The sequence below is a fragment of the Brevundimonas halotolerans genome (assembly GCF_003730275.1).
In the GTDB taxonomy this organism is placed as follows: domain Bacteria; phylum Pseudomonadota; class Alphaproteobacteria; order Caulobacterales; family Caulobacteraceae; genus Brevundimonas; species Brevundimonas halotolerans.
Window position 1 is genome coordinate 1 of sequence record NZ_QTTA01000009.1, and the last position, 13,605, is coordinate 13,605.

Annotated in this window: 14 protein-coding genes and 1 pseudogene; 10 read left to right on the plus strand and 5 right to left on the minus strand. The window is 67.9% G+C overall.

All coding sequences use genetic code 11. The features are described from left to right. From EG854_RS03065 to EG854_RS03075, 3 genes and pseudogenes are all read left to right on the plus strand, one after another. A pseudogene (locus EG854_RS03065) lies at nt 1-128 on the plus strand (IS5/IS1182 family transposase); the annotation flags it as partial. Between the two features lie 60 nt (nt 129-188). Then, nucleotides 189-722, plus strand: coding sequence for a hypothetical protein (locus EG854_RS03070; RefSeq protein ID WP_123286270.1), 534 nt, complete (start codon nt 189-191; stop codon nt 720-722). Then, on the plus strand, nt 722-1,192 hold the full coding sequence (locus tag EG854_RS03075) for a hypothetical protein (RefSeq protein ID WP_123286271.1): 471 nt from the start codon (nt 722-724) through the stop codon (nt 1,190-1,192). The genes EG854_RS03070 and EG854_RS03075 overlap by 1 nt, the downstream gene beginning before the upstream one ends. A gap of 54 nt (nt 1,193-1,246) precedes the next feature. Here the strand turns inward: EG854_RS03075 and acnA are convergent, their stop codons facing one another. After that, nucleotides 1,247-3,943, minus strand: a complete 2,697-nt coding sequence (gene acnA, locus EG854_RS03080) for an aconitate hydratase AcnA (protein ID WP_123286272.1) — start codon at nt 3,941-3,943, stop codon at nt 1,247-1,249. A 200-nt stretch (nt 3,944-4,143) separates the two neighbouring features. On the opposite strand from acnA, the gene ccmA reads away from it, so the two are divergent. From ccmA to EG854_RS03110, 6 genes are all read left to right on the plus strand, one after another. After that, complete coding sequence (gene ccmA / locus EG854_RS03085; RefSeq protein WP_123286273.1) at nt 4,144-4,761, plus strand: heme ABC exporter ATP-binding protein CcmA; 618 nt, start codon at nt 4,144-4,146, stop codon at nt 4,759-4,761. Continuing rightward, nucleotides 4,758-5,423, plus strand: a complete 666-nt coding sequence (gene ccmB, locus EG854_RS03090) for a heme exporter protein CcmB (protein WP_123286274.1) — start codon at nt 4,758-4,760, stop codon at nt 5,421-5,423. Before ccmA ends, ccmB begins: the two co-directional genes overlap by 4 nt. Nucleotides 5,424-5,497: 74 nt before the next feature. Beyond that, nucleotides 5,498-6,223 (plus strand): heme ABC transporter permease CcmC, encoded by a 726-nt coding sequence (gene ccmC, locus EG854_RS03095; RefSeq protein ID WP_123286275.1) that lies wholly within the window; start codon nt 5,498-5,500, stop codon nt 6,221-6,223. Next, nucleotides 6,220-6,372 (plus strand): heme exporter protein CcmD, encoded by a 153-nt coding sequence (gene ccmD, locus EG854_RS03100; RefSeq protein ID WP_123286276.1) that lies wholly within the window; start codon nt 6,220-6,222, stop codon nt 6,370-6,372. The genes ccmC and ccmD overlap by 4 nt, the downstream gene beginning before the upstream one ends. Continuing rightward, nucleotides 6,369-6,917, plus strand: a complete 549-nt coding sequence (locus tag EG854_RS03105) for a DsbE family thiol:disulfide interchange protein (protein ID WP_123286277.1) — start codon at nt 6,369-6,371, stop codon at nt 6,915-6,917. Before ccmD ends, EG854_RS03105 begins: the two co-directional genes overlap by 4 nt. A gap of 60 nt (nt 6,918-6,977) precedes the next feature. Continuing rightward, nucleotides 6,978-7,217 (plus strand): hypothetical protein, encoded by a 240-nt coding sequence (locus tag EG854_RS03110; RefSeq protein ID WP_123286278.1) that lies wholly within the window; start codon nt 6,978-6,980, stop codon nt 7,215-7,217. Here the strand turns inward: EG854_RS03110 and EG854_RS03115 are convergent. The 3 genes from EG854_RS03115 to EG854_RS03125 form a co-directional block, all read right to left on the minus strand. Continuing rightward, nucleotides 7,214-7,576, minus strand: coding sequence for a DUF1318 domain-containing protein (locus tag EG854_RS03115; protein ID WP_123286305.1), 363 nt, complete (start codon nt 7,574-7,576; stop codon nt 7,214-7,216). The genes EG854_RS03110 and EG854_RS03115 overlap by 4 nt on opposite strands. Nucleotides 7,577-7,602: 26 nt before the next feature. Next, a complete protein-coding gene (locus EG854_RS03120) occupies nt 7,603-7,800 on the minus strand; it encodes a YnbE family lipoprotein (RefSeq protein ID WP_123286279.1) in 198 nt (65 codons plus the stop codon). Nucleotides 7,801-7,881: 81 nt separating this feature from the next. After that, complete coding sequence (locus EG854_RS03125; protein ID WP_241153105.1) at nt 7,882-10,986, minus strand: intermembrane phospholipid transport protein YdbH family protein; 3,105 nt, start codon at nt 10,984-10,986, stop codon at nt 7,882-7,884. A 492-nt stretch (nt 10,987-11,478) separates the two neighbouring features. Here EG854_RS03125 and EG854_RS03130 point away from each other — a divergent pair, with 492 nt between their 5' ends. Beyond that, nucleotides 11,479-12,819 carry a M23 family metallopeptidase gene (locus EG854_RS03130; protein WP_123286281.1) on the plus strand — a complete coding sequence of 447 codons (1,341 nt, stop codon included), beginning with the start codon at nt 11,479-11,481 and terminating at the stop codon, nt 12,817-12,819. 31 nt (nt 12,820-12,850) lie between these two features. On the opposite strand, the gene EG854_RS03135 is transcribed toward EG854_RS03130, so the two are convergent. After that, the gene (locus EG854_RS03135) at nt 12,851-13,600 is read right to left on the minus strand and encodes an alpha/beta fold hydrolase (RefSeq protein ID WP_123286282.1); all 750 of its coding nucleotides are present in this window, start codon (nt 13,598-13,600) and stop codon (nt 12,851-12,853) included. Nucleotides 13,601-13,605: the final 5 nt, after the last annotated feature.

Below are 13,605 nucleotides of genomic sequence, written 5' to 3' on the forward strand. Positions count from 1 at the left end.
TCTTCTCCAAGCTGAAGCACTTCCGCAGGGTTGCAACCCGTTACGACAAGCTGGCCGAAAACTTCCTCGCCATGGTCCAACTCGCCTCGATGCGACTGTGGCTGCGCGTTTATGAGTCTACGGCCTAGGTCCGGGCGAAATCCCGGGTCATGACGCGGTTCAGGCCCTTCATAACCCCGGTTCCTGAAATGATCCGATCCGCCCTTGTTTCCGCTTCGGTGCTCGCCGTTCTGGCCAGCGCCGCCTGTGCTCCCGTCGTCGAGGGCGGCCCCCCGCTCGACCTGCCGCCCGGCCTGGCCGAGACCGCCTCGATCGGGACCATCTACATGTCCAGCGACTGGCTGCAGGTCGAGGACGATTTCTCCGACACCTTCGTGGACGAGGTCGGAGAGGAGATGCGCACCTGCGCCTACGGCACCTGGCCGCTCGACCTCAGGCTTCACGTCGAGGACGTGCACCGCGCCGGACGTCTGGAGGTCGCCCTCAACGGCGAGGGCCGGCACCAGGTCCGCGCCGTGGCCGAACTGGTCGATCCTAGCCGGGACAATCTGGTCGTGGGTCGCTACCCGCTGATCGTCGAGGTCGACGCCGGGGGCCGCATCGCCGGCATCTTCGGTGACCGCCAGATGATCGTGGCCGAGGCCTTCGGTCGGGCCCTGTGCGACGCCGCCTTCTCCCGCAACCCGCGCCGCCCCGGCCCGCACAACGCGACGCCGAACTGATGCGGTACGCGGGACTGACGGGTATCGTCACAGCATTGGCTCTGGGCGGATGCACGTCCGAATTCTGGGATTGGGATCCTGACACCCATATTGCGCTCGACCCTCTCACTGCCACCGGACTGCGTATCGACCGGATCGAGGTAAAGAGCAGTTACTACAGCCCGGCGGATGATTTCTCCGAAGCGTTCGTTCCCGCATTTCGTCGTCAGACGGAGGCCTGCGCGCGAGGCGAGCGAGGTGTGCGGGCTGTGGTCTTCATCCATGCGCTGGATCGCGGATCGGATTTGATCGGAGAGAATGGGCGTGCGCAACTCTCAGGCAGTGTCGACCTGATCGACCGGCGCGGACGGGTGGTTGGGCGCTACCCCCTCTCGGCGGCCCTGTCTGACCGGAGAGACGACGTCGGCGCCCGCCGCGTCGCCCTGGGGGATGCGTTCGGCCGCCAGCTCTGCCGCGAAGCGTTCGGCTGATAAAGAAAAGGCCGGAGCGAACCCCGGCCTTTTCCATCGCGGTCAGACTAAAGGTCAGTCGCGGGCCAGGTTCCGCAGCACATAGGGCATGACGCCCCCGGCGGTGAAATACTCCAGCTCGGTGGCATTATCGATGCGGCAGCGCACCGGGAAGCGGGCCATCTTGCCATCGGCGGCGCGGAACAGCTCGACCCACAGGTCCTGACGTGGCTTCAGCTTGCCGACATTGGCGTCCGACAGGCCGCGAATGGTGACGATCTCCTCGCCCGTCAGGCCCAGACGGGTCCAGCCGTCCTGTTTGAACTGCAGCGGCACCACGCCCATGCCGATCAGGTTCGACCGGTGAATGCGTTCATAGCTTTCGGCGATGACGGCGCGGACGCCCAGCAGGCGCGTGCCCTTGGCCGCCCAGTCGCGCGACGACCCGGTGCCGTATTCCTTGCCCGCGAACACCACCAGCGGACGGCCCTCGGACTGATAGCGCATGGCCGCGTCATAGATCGACATGGTGTCGCCCGACGGGAAGTGTTTGGTCACCCCGCCCTCGATCTCGGGCGTGATCTTGTTGCGGATGCGGATGTTGGCAAAGGTGCCGCGCATCATCACCTCGTGGTTGCCGCGACGGGCCCCGTACGAGTTGAAGTCCAGCGCATCGACGCCATGATCGGTCAGATAGGCGCCTGCGGGCGAGCTCTTCTTGATCGACCCGGCCGGGCTGATGTGGTCGGTGGTGATCGAGTCGCCGAAGATGCCCAAGATGCGCGCCTCGACGACGTCCGTGACGGCCGCCGGCTCCATGGTCATGCCCTCGAAATAGGGCGGGTTCTGCACATAGGTCGAGGTATCGTCCCAGGTATAGGTCTGGCCGCCGGCGGTCTCGATACCCTGCCAGTGCTTGTCGCCCTTGAAGACATCGGCATAGCGTTTGGCGAACATGGCCGGGGTGACCGACTTCCTCTGGATGTCGGCGATTTCCTGATTGGTCGGCCAGACGTCTTTCAGGAAGACGTCCTTGCCCTTCTTGTCCTTGCCGATCGGGTCTTTGGTGATGTCGATGCGCATCGAACCGGCCAGGGCATAGGCCACGACCAGCGGCGGGCTGGCCAGATAGTTGGCCTGCACATCAGGGTTCACCCGGCCCTCGAAATTGCGGTTGCCCGACAGGACCGAGGTGGCGACCAGACCATTGTCATTGATGGCTTTCGAGATTGCCGGGTCCAGCGGCCCCGAGTTGCCGATACAGGTGGTGCAGCCATAGCCGACCAGGTTGAAGCCCATGGCGTTCAGGTCGTCCTGCAGACCGGCGGCCGTCAGATAGTCGGTGACCACCTGCGAGCCGGGGGCCAGCGAGGTCTTCACCCACGGCTTGACCGACAGGCCCAGCTTCTTCGCCTTGCGGGCCACCAGACCGGCGGCGATCAACACCGACGGGTTGGAGGTATTGGTGCAGCTGGTGATGGCGGCGATCACCACATCGCCGTCGCCGAGGTCAAATTTTTCACCCTCGACGGCCACGCGCGGCGCGTCGGCGTCGCGGCTGAACACCTCGCCCAGCGCCGTCTGGAAGGCCGGGGCAGCATTGGTCAGTTCGACCCGGTCCTGCGGACGCTTGGGTCCGGCCAGCGACGGCACGACCTCGGCCATGTCCAGTTCCAGAACATCGGTGAACACCGGATCTTCGGAGCTTTCGTCGATCCACAGGCCCTGCGCTTCGGCATAAGCCTTGACCAGCGCCACGCGCGACTTGTCGCGCCCCGTGGCGGTCAGATAATCCAGCGTCGCCTGCGACACAGGGAAGAAGCCGCAGGTCGCGCCATATTCCGGGGCCATGTTGGCGATGGTGGCCTGGTCTTCGATGGTCAGGACGTTGACGCCCGGGCCGAAGAATTCGACGAACTTGCCGACCACGCCGCGCTTGCGCAGCATCTGGGTGACGGTCAGCACCAGATCGGTGGCCGTGGCCCCTTCCGGCAGGCGACCGGTCAGCTTGAAGCCCACCACTTCCGGGATCAGCATCGGGATCGGCTGGCCCAGCATCGCGGCCTCGGCCTCGATACCGCCCACGCCCCAGCCCAGAACCGAAAGGCCGTTGATCATGGTGGTGTGGCTGTCGGTGCCAACCACGGTGTCGGGATAGGCGACGGTTTTCTTGCCTTCCTCGGCGGTCCAGACGGTCTGGGCCAGATGCTCCAGGTTCACCTGGTGGCAGATGCCGGTCCCCGGGGGCACGACGCGGAAATTGTTGAAGGCGGACGAGCCCCAGCGCAGGAATTTGTAGCGCTCGATGTTGCGCTCATACTCACGGGCGACATTGGCCTCAAAGGCTTCGGGCGTGCCGTAGTGATCGACCATCACCGAGTGGTCGATGACCAGATCGACGGGGTTCAGCGGATTGATGCGCGAGGGGTCGGCCCCCAGCGCCGTCATGGCGTCGCGCATGGCGGCCAGATCGACGACGGCGGGCACGCCGGTGAAATCCTGCATCAGCACGCGCGCCGGACGGAAGGCGATCTCGTGCTCGACCGAGCCCTTGTTCTCGACCCAGGCGGCGACGGCCTTCAGGTCCTCGGCGGTGACGGAGACCCCGTCCTCGTTGCGCAGCAGGTTCTCGAGCAGAACCTTCATCGAGCGCGGCAGGCGGGAAATCCCGGTCAGACCGGCTTCCTCTGCGGCGGCAAGGCTGTAATAGGCATACTTCTTACGCCCGACGGCGAGATCCCGGCGGGTGGCGTGAGTGTCGATTGACGGCATGGAGAGCTTCCTCTGGCAAAGGCCGCCCGGACATCCGGTTGCGCGATCGCGCGACAGACGCAGGGGCACACAGGTCCCCGGCGCGCGCGGCGAAAGCCTGCTGCGGCACACGCGGATATAGTGCGCGGCTGCGCGCGCGTCCATGTATCCCTGTCGGCGTCATGGACATTGAGAGCGGTTCTCAAAACGACGGTGCCGGTATGATCCGCCTCACGCTCGAGGGTGTGGCGGTGCGGCGCGGCGAGCGCAGACTGTTCGAGGACCTGAACCTGAGCGTCCGCCCGGGCGAGGCCGTGGCCCTCACGGGAGCTAACGGCGCCGGCAAGAGCAGCTTGCTGCGCGCCATTGCCGGACTGCTGACGCCCGAGGCCGGGCGGATGAGGTTCGACGACAATGGGCAGGATCTCGACCTCGAGGTCGCCCGCACCCGTCATCTGCATCTGATCGGCCATCAGGACGGCTTCCGGTCGGGCCGCACCGCGCGCGACGAACTGGCGTTTCAGGTCGGATGGTGCGGTGGTGGCCCCGGCGGCATCGACGAAGCGGTGAGGGCGCTGGGTCTCGAAGGTCTGATGGATCTGGAAGTGCGACGGCTGTCGGCCGGCCAGCGGCGGCGGCTGGCGCTGGCCCGCCTGCTGGCCGCCCCCCGCTCCGTCTGGCTGCTGGATGAACCCCTGTCGCCGCTCGACGCCCGCTGGCGGGCTGAGGTCGGACAGCTGATGCAGGCGCATCTGGCCGGCGGCGGCATAATCCTGGCCGCCGTCCACGACCCGCTGCCGATCCCCGCCCGCACCTGCGAGATCGGCGGGACAGCATGAGCGCGGCCCTGCTTCTGCTCCGGCGCGAAATGGCCCTGTCGTGGAATGGCGGCGGCGGACCGCTGCTGGCCTGCGGCTTTCTGCTCAGCCTTGCGGTCATCGTGCCGCTGGGCGCCGGGCCGCGCCTCGATCAATTGGCCAGTTTGGCGCCGGGACTGGTCTGGTTGGCGCTTTCATTGGCCAGTTTGTTGACGCTGGAACGGCTGTTCGAGCGCGACTTCGAGGACGGCACCCTCGACCTTCTGGCGCTCGGCCCCCTGCCGGACGAGGGCGTGGTGGTGCTCAAGGCACTGGCGCACTGGCTGACCATCGGCCTGCCGCTTGCCGCCATGACCCTGCCCGTCGGGATCAGCCTTGGTCTCACACCGGCGCAACTGCCCCTGCTGGCCCTGACGGCGGCGGTCGGCGCCCTCGCCTTTTCCGTCACCGGCGCGCTGGGCGCGGCGTTGGCGATCGGTGCGCGCAAGGGCGGGCTGCTGATCGCGGTCATCGTCCTGCCGCTGTTCCTGCCGCCCGTGATCTTCGGCGCGGGGGCGCTGGTCGCGCAGGCGGACGGCCGCTCGCCCGGCCCGGCGCTGGCCCTGTTGTGCGCCTGTGCGCTTGTGGCGGTAGTGATCGGCGTGCTGGCCGGGGCTGCGGGCCTCCGGGGCAGCCGCACATGACGCCGCCCCCCGCGACCTTGGCCGCGACATGCGGGCCGCTTGCCGCCCTGCGGTCGGGGGGGTAAGCCGCGCCCATGTTCGGTCTGGCCAATCCCGACAGGTTCATGCGCGTCACCCGCCCGCTGGTCGGCCCCCTGTGGGTGATCGCGGCGGTGCTGCTGGCCGTGGGCTCGGTCTGGGCCTTCCGCGTGCCGGAGGATGCCCTGCAGGGCGACACGGTGCGGATCCTGTTCATCCATGTGCCGGCAGCCAGTCTGGGGCTGGCGGTCTATGCCTCGCTGGGGATCAGCTGCCTGTTCTATCTGATCTTCCGGCATTCGCTGGCCGATGCGGCGGCCCGGGCGGCGGTGCTGCCCGGCGCGGCCTTTACCGGTCTGGCCCTGATCACCGGCGCCCTGTGGGGCCAGCCCATGTGGGGCACCTGGTGGGTCTGGGACGCGCGCCTGACCTCCATGCTGGTGCTGTTCCTGCTCTACATCGCCTATGCCGTCCTGCGCGGCGCCTTTGACGACGAGGGCCGGGGCGCCCGCGCCGCCTCCGTGCTGGGGCTGGTCGGCCTGATCAACCTGCCGATCGTGAAGTTCTCGGTCGACTGGTGGAACACCCTGCATCAACCGGCGTCGCTGCTGCGCGCCGGAGGGACCAGTCTGGACCCGGCCTATCTGTGGCCGCTGCTGGTCATGATGACCGCCTGGCTGTTGCTGTTCCTCGCCGTCTGGCTGACGGCGATCCGCACCGAGGTCGTGCGCCGCCGGGTGCTGGCGATCAGGGCGCGCCGTGCGCGGGAGGCTCAGGGATGATCGATCTGGATATGGGCCCCTATGCCGCCTTCGTCTGGCCCGCCTGGGCGGTGACGGTCGGTGTGCTGGTCGCGGTGGTGGCCCGCTGCCTGACGCAGGCGCGCCGCTGGAAACGCGAGCTTGAGCGGCTGGAGGGTGACAACCAATGAAGCGCTGGCTGGCCCTGCTCCCGCTGGTCGTGCTGGTCGGCCTCGCCATGCTGTTCGCAGGCTGGGCCTTGAACCGCGACCCGGCCTACAAGCCCGATGCTCTCGTCGGACAACCCGTTCCCGAAACCGTCCTGCCCATGCTGACCGGCGATGTCGCCGGGCCGGGGCAGGTGGACATCAGGACGGCCGGGGTGGGACGGCCCATGCTGGTCAATGTGTTCGCCTCCTGGTGCGCGCCGTGCCGGATCGAACATCCTGCCCTGATGGCGCTGAAGGATCAGGGGATTGCTATCGTCGGCATCGCCTACAAGGACGAGCCTGCGGCCACCCGCGAGTTCCTGGACGAGCTGGGTGATCCGTTTTCCATGGTGCTGGTCGATGCCGAGGGTCAGGCCGGGCTGGATCTGGGCATAGCGGGCGTGCCGGAAACCTATGCGGTCGATGCCTATGGCCGGGTGGTCGCCAAGCACACCGGGCCCCTGACGGATGCGGCAGATGTCCGCCGTCTGGTTGACGCCCTCAACGACCCCGCCGAGCGCCCCTGACCCCCGTCACCTGTCCGCGCCGTTAACGATTTCTGAACCCTGTTCGTTAACCTGTCAGGGATGAGCGACATCCGCCCCTTCACGTCCCTGAACCCGGCCGCTGCGCCCGCTGCGGGACCCGCTCCAGCTGTTCGTCAGGCACAGGCGGCGTTCTTCCGGCAGGCGCTGGCCCAGGTCGAGACGGTCCAGCAGGTCGCCGCCCGGCCCGCTGCGGCTGCCCCCACGGAGCCTTCACGCACCGAAGCGCAGGCGGCGGATCGCCCCCTGCGCCCCGGTAGCTATCTGGATATCAGGATTTAACGCTGGACCCAGCGTCCATCGTTGGTGCGGTACCACTGGCCAGAAGTGATGCGCGGCAGCAGCTGGGTCTCGAACATCACCGCGCCGGCGACGGCCGCAGTCGTGCCGGCTTCGGCGGCGCTGCGGGCATAGGCCTGACGGCGGCCCGAATTGATCACCTGCACCGCCTCGTTCAGCGCGGGATCGGACGAGCTGACGCGAAAGCCCAGATAGCCGTCGGCCTGTTCGCCGACGATGCCCTCGGCCTTGGCGCGGTCCACCATCGCCTTTTGCTCGGCCGACTGGGCGAACGCACCGGTCGCGGCGACGCCCAAAGCGGCGACGGCTGCGGCGATGACGAAGAGTTTGCGGAAAGTCATGGTCATACCCTTCAGGGCTCGGTTCATCAGAACAGGTTGGGGTTCTCGATCAGCAGCTCTTGCAGCTCCCGATCAAGGCGGACCCGGACGTCGGCGTCGAGTTTGGCGTAGATCTCGATCGGGGCGACTTCCAGGCGAATGGTCGGCGTGCACGCGCCCAGCGCCAGCACGGTCGCGGCGACCAGCAGGGCGGGGGCTTTGCGGTAGGGCAGAAAGGGCCTCATGTCCGGAAGTCTCCATCAGTGTCGATGCCATACAGCGCCAACGGGGGTGAACAGGGTCTGAACGCACGGATCGGGTTCGGGTTACGGCTCGCTCGCCGGCTCAGGATCGGGCTCCCCCCGCCGGGCACGGTTCAGCGCCAGGATGTCGGAGACGATCTGGTCCAGATTGAAGGTCGTGTCGAGCGTCAGCCGGATGCCGGTATCGGACGGCAGCTCCAGCGGCTGGCCGAGGAAATCGCGCCGGATCACATCCAGCAGGCCCAGCCGCAGTTCCTGGCGCTCGGGTGGGTCGTGACGCCCCATGATGCGGAACAGCACCCCCAGCCGCCCGCCGTCCAGACTGTCGACGCGGGCGGTCAGGCTGTCGAACGCCATATATTCCATCGCCTGATAGGCCAGGTCCTCGACCACGCCCGGCGGGATCGCCTCGCCCCCGCCTCCCGCTTCCAGCCCGGACAGCGCCTCGCGCTGGATCGACAAACGCCCCGGCTGGACAGCCTGCAGCGACCCGCCCGAGATGCGGATCTGGCCATCCGGGCTGCGCACGAACGGGATGCTGCCCGAGACGACGGCATCCAGCTGCACCTTGTCGCCAAAGCCCGCCCCCGCAACCAGATCGCCCACCTGCACCCGTTCGAGCAGGACCGTCCCGCCCCAGGGAACGGCCGGGTCCAGCGGGATGTCGAAGGGTTCGACGGTGACCTGTCCGGCCCCCACCGCCAGCTCTGCACCCGAAACGGACAGCGCCGCCTTGTCCAGGGTGAAGGTCACGCCGAGATCAGAGACGCCACCCGCGATCTCCAGCGATCGGGCAGTCAGCGACTGGTCCGGCGCGGTGGTCAGCGGAGCGAGGCTGGTGAAGTCGACAGAGCCTTCCAGCCCCATGATCTGTCCGGCGGGGCTGGAAAACGTCAGGTCGCGAAGCGCCAGTCGTCCGGTGCTGGTCCCGTCCACGGGCGTCCAGGCGATCCGCCCGTCAAAGCGCGCCACGCCGGTGACCGGTTCACCGACCAGATCCGCGGCGAGCGGCGTCAGGATCGACGGTTGAAGACCCCCTTTGGCAAAGCTCAGGTCTCCGGTGGAGATATCAACGCCGCCGACACCCGTCAGGCCGTCGTGCGCCAGGTCCAGCTGCGCCACCTCTCTGCCGTTCCGGGTCAGGACAAAGTCCCCCGTCCACGAGTCGCCCCGCATCCGGGCCATGCCCCGCCCTTCCAGCGGGTGAAAGCGGATCGGCCGGGTCGCATCCTCGATCCGGGCCTCGCCGACCGTCAGGTCCAGCGACAGGCCTTGCGGGCGTCCGACGACCTGAAGTGCGCCACTCAGGTCCTCGACCCCGAGCGCGAGGAAGGGCGCCCGTCCCGAGCCGCCCGCCAGTTGCCCGTCCACCCGCCAGCCGCCGTCGGCGATCCACACCAGAGGCGCGCGCCCTGTCGGGCATAGGCCAGTGGCCACGTGCGCAACGTCATTCTCGCCCAGTTCCAGCCGTTCCGCGGTGACGGCCAGACAGTCTGTGGTGGTGACGGTCAGCACCCCGCCCACGTTCTGCAAACGTCCGTCGCCGGACACGGTCAGGCCGCGCCCGAGACCGAAGTCCAGTGTGGCTTGACCGTCGAAATCCGCCAAGAACCCGCCGGGGATCAGGGCCCAGCGTGGCACGGAAACCTCGGCCTCGGGCAGGCCGCCACCACCTGTCGAGGTCAGGCGCAACTGCCCCCCCGGGGCCTCGCCGTCCCGCAGCACCAGAACGGGGGCATCGCCCTCGCGGATCGTGAGCTGACCCCCGCTGAGTGGCCGGATGGCGACGGGCCGGGTCAGGTCCAGACGCCCGCCGCCGACCCCTGAGCGATAGACAAAGCCAGGCGCGTTCAGCCGGAAATCGCCCAGCGCGGCCTTCATCGCGCCAAGCTCCGGCACGTCATCTGCGGCGCGCGCTCCCAGCAGGGGCCAGCGGCCCTGGGCGGCGGACATCTGTCCGGTCAGGCGCAGCGCCCCGTCCGAGACCAGATCGAGATTAAGCCGGCCCGACACACCGGCCAGTCGCAACTCGCCTGAGGACAACTGTCCCGCAGTGGCCTGCCACGTCCCGGTGACCTCGAACCGGCCCTCGCGGCCCCCGGCGACCAGACGCGGCGTGGCAAGGTCGACATCGCGACCGCCAAAGGCCTCGCTGTCAAAGCGGACAGCCCGAACCCGGGCCGGGCCCACAAGGCTCCAGCGCGCGGCCTCGGCGGACAGATCGAGCGTTGTCGTAGCGTCACCCAACTCCACTCGAGCCTCCGTCACGGTTGAGCCTGCTGCCGTGAACCGCCCGGCTGTGGTTGTCCCCCGGCTGCGTCCCTCAAACCGGGGGCGGGTCAGAATGCCGTCGAACTGTCCGTCGCCGGACATGTCGATCGACACAGTCTGCGCCTCGGTGTCACCGGCAGAATAGGTCGCCGCATCCAGCGACAGCTCGATCTGCCCCGGCCCGTCGAGCCTCAGCGGGGTTCCTTTCGGATAGGGGAGGACGGCCTCGACATTGAGCGTCAAATCACGGGCGATGGTGTCCGCACCGCTCGCGTTGTCGGCTGCCGCGGTCAGGCTGAGGGTCATGCGATCGCTGCGCGTGGTCAGGTCCAGATCTGCGCTCAGCCCCCGAACGGACTGGTCATCCAGCGCCAGCGCCGACTTCGGCATGCGGGCCGTCAGTCGGACCAGACGACTGTCCTCGATCCGGGCATCCGCCAGCACTCGCACGGGGCCGTATGCCGTGGTGAGGCGCAACTCGCCCTGCTCGACCAGAACCAGGGGGGAAGAGGCCTCGGGCTGGACCGGTCGGCCCGTGAACCGTTCGATCAGGGGATCCAGGCTGCCGAAGCTGAAGCGCCCGTCCTGCCAGGTGGCTCTGAGTGAGGGCGCCACCAGTCGGATGCGGCTGGGGCGGGCGCCGAACCCGACCTCAGACCAGGGGGCGGTCAGGCTGTAATCTACCTCAACCCGCTCGGCGACGAAGTCCGGGTCCTCGGGATCTCCGACCAGAATACGCCCGACAAAGCCGTTCAGCTCGATCCGCTCGACCTCGACCTCGGCGGCGATCCCCTGTCGGTCCAGCCAGCCGACCAGAATCTCGCGCGCCAACATCCGCCGGTTCAGATAAAGCGCCGCCAGCAGGATCAACACGCCGACGATGACCGCAGTCAGCACGCGCGGCCACGCCCGCCCGGGCCGCTTCCGAACGGGGGGAGGCGGACGGTCCGTGTCTCCAGGTGCTGGCGGGGAGGTGCTCACGAGACGGCTATAACCTGTCCCTGAACGGGACGCGCCTGTTTGACGCCCCGGTCCCTGTCCGGTTCAGCTGTGCAGGCGGATGCACGGGCTGTTGCTTCATGAGCACTGTATGGTTGCCCCAAGAACACTGGTTGAACGATCGAATGTTGTCAGCGATCTCGCGCAATTCAGGGCCGGATTCGCCGTTCTCATCCCGCATAACTCGAAGCAGACGACTTTGTTCTCGCTATGTCTGCCTTGAACACGGAAAAACAGGCTTTGCCATTAAGACTTCGTAACCCTTGCGCTTCACATTGGGGGGCTGACGGGCTATAGGCGGACCTCCGGTGCCGGAGGGGCGTCTTCGGCGCGGAACTTGCTGGTATCACGCGTGGCGCCGTATGGGCGTCGTCGATATGTCGGGAAACGATGGCTCAATTTGATCCGCGCCGCCAACCGATGCGCCTTGCGCCGCACATCTTCACCGCCTGCGCGGCCCTGATGGTCGCCATGCTGGCGGGCCGGGTCTACCACCCGGTAAGGGCCGAGGTTCCCGTTGCTGTCAGTGCCGAGTCCATCACCCAGCTTGAAGCCCAGGCGATCGCCGCCGCCGGAACCCTGGCCGGCATGGGCGCACCGGAAGCCATCCCGGTCCAGATCCGCAAGGGCGAAACCTTCGAGCAGGCCGTGCGCCGCACCGGTATCCCGGACGAGGAAGCCCGCGCTGTTACCGAGACCATCGCCAACGCCTATGATGTCAACGAACTGCGCGCCGGTCTCCGGTTCGAGACGGCCATCGCCCAGCCGCGCGGCGGCCGGGGCGGGGCGCGCCTGATCGGCCTGACCATGCGTACGGGTCCGGCCAGCCAACTGACCGTGTCGCGCACCTTTGACGGCGCCCTTCGCCTGCGCGCCATCGAGGAAAAGGTCACCCACGAGACCGTGGTGGTCCGTAGCACTGTCAAGGGCTCGATCTATGCCACCGCCCGTCAGGCCGGCGCCAACGGCCAGGTGATCCGCAAGGCGACCCAGCTGTTCTCGCACAAATTCGACCTGGATCGGGATATCCGGGCCTCCGACGAGTTTGTACTGGTGTTCAGCCAGACCGTCACCGAAAGCGGCCGCGTGGTTGAGGCCGGCGAGCTTCTGTATGCCGAGCTCAAGGGTCAGGTCTTTTACCGATTCAAGCCGGCCAACTCGGCCGAGGCCCAGTATTTCGATGCTTCGGGCAAGAATATGCGCTCGGCCTTCATGCGCACGCCGCTGGACCGGGCCCGGGTCAGCTCCTCCTATGGCTATCGCCGTCACCCGATCTCCGGCTACCGCCGCATGCACCAGGGCATCGACTTCGCCGCGCCGACCGGCACGCCCGTTCTCGCCCCCGCCGATGGCGTGGTGGTCGAGGCGCGTCGCTGGGGCGGCTATGGCAACTGGCTGCGCATCCGTCACTCCAACGGCCTTGAAACCGGCTATGCCCACCTGTCGCGCTACGGCTCGGGCATCCGCGCCGGCGTCCGGGTCCGTCAGGGCCAGGTCGTCGCCTATGTCGGCTCGACCGGCGCCTCTACAGGCCCGCACCTTCACTATGAGATCTGGCAGAACGGCCGACGGATCAACCCGTCCGGGGTCAAGACCCAGGAGGGCACCATCCTCGGCGGAGCTGATCTGGCCGCCTTCCGCGCCGAGAAGACCCGCATCGACCGCGTGATCCTGTCAGGCGGCGAGCAGCGCCCGACCACGGCCGGGGGCCTGCGCCGCGTCGGCGCCTGAGCCCGCGGTCTTTCCAGACAAAACCGAACGATCAGACTGACCGCATAGCCTCGACGGCTGCGATCATGCGCGCCAGATCGCCGGGACCCGACAGCCGGTGGTCCCCGTCGGCGATAAGGTCCAGCCGCACCTCCGCCGACTCCAGCTGCGCGATCAGGGCCAGCTGGTGGCGCCAGGGCACAGAGGTGTCCTTTCGTCCCTGCAGGATGTGCACCGGACACCGGACCGGCAGGGGGCCTTCCGGCAGCACGCGCGTGCGGGCCTCCTCGAACATCGTCCGGGTCAGCACATAGGGCCCCAGCCCCTCGTCCGGCATCAGGGTCTCGCCGGTCTCCAGAATCTCGGCCTGACGGTCCGGCCCCAGGTCCGGCCACATCAGCCGTTCGGTAAAGTCCTGCGCCGGATTAATCAGCACCAGACCCTTGACCGCCTGCGGCCGTGCCAGCGTCAGGTTCAGCGCCACCCAGCCGCCCATCGACGATCCGACCGGCACCACCTGCCGCCCGCCCGTCCCGACCAGATGATCGACCAGGGCACAGGCATCCTCGCACCACCTGCCGACGGTGGCCTTGCGCCATTCCCCCGTCGACTGCCCGTGGGCGAAATGGTCATAGCGCACGAAGGCCCAGCCCCGTTCGCGCGCGGCAGCCTCAAGCGCCAGCGCCTTGGTCCCCTCCATGTCCGAGCGAAAGCCCCCGACCCACAGGACGACGGGCCCCTCGCCTTCAACCTGTTTCAGGGCCAGATGTTCGCCGTCGGGACGGGTCAGGTGATCGGTCATGTCCG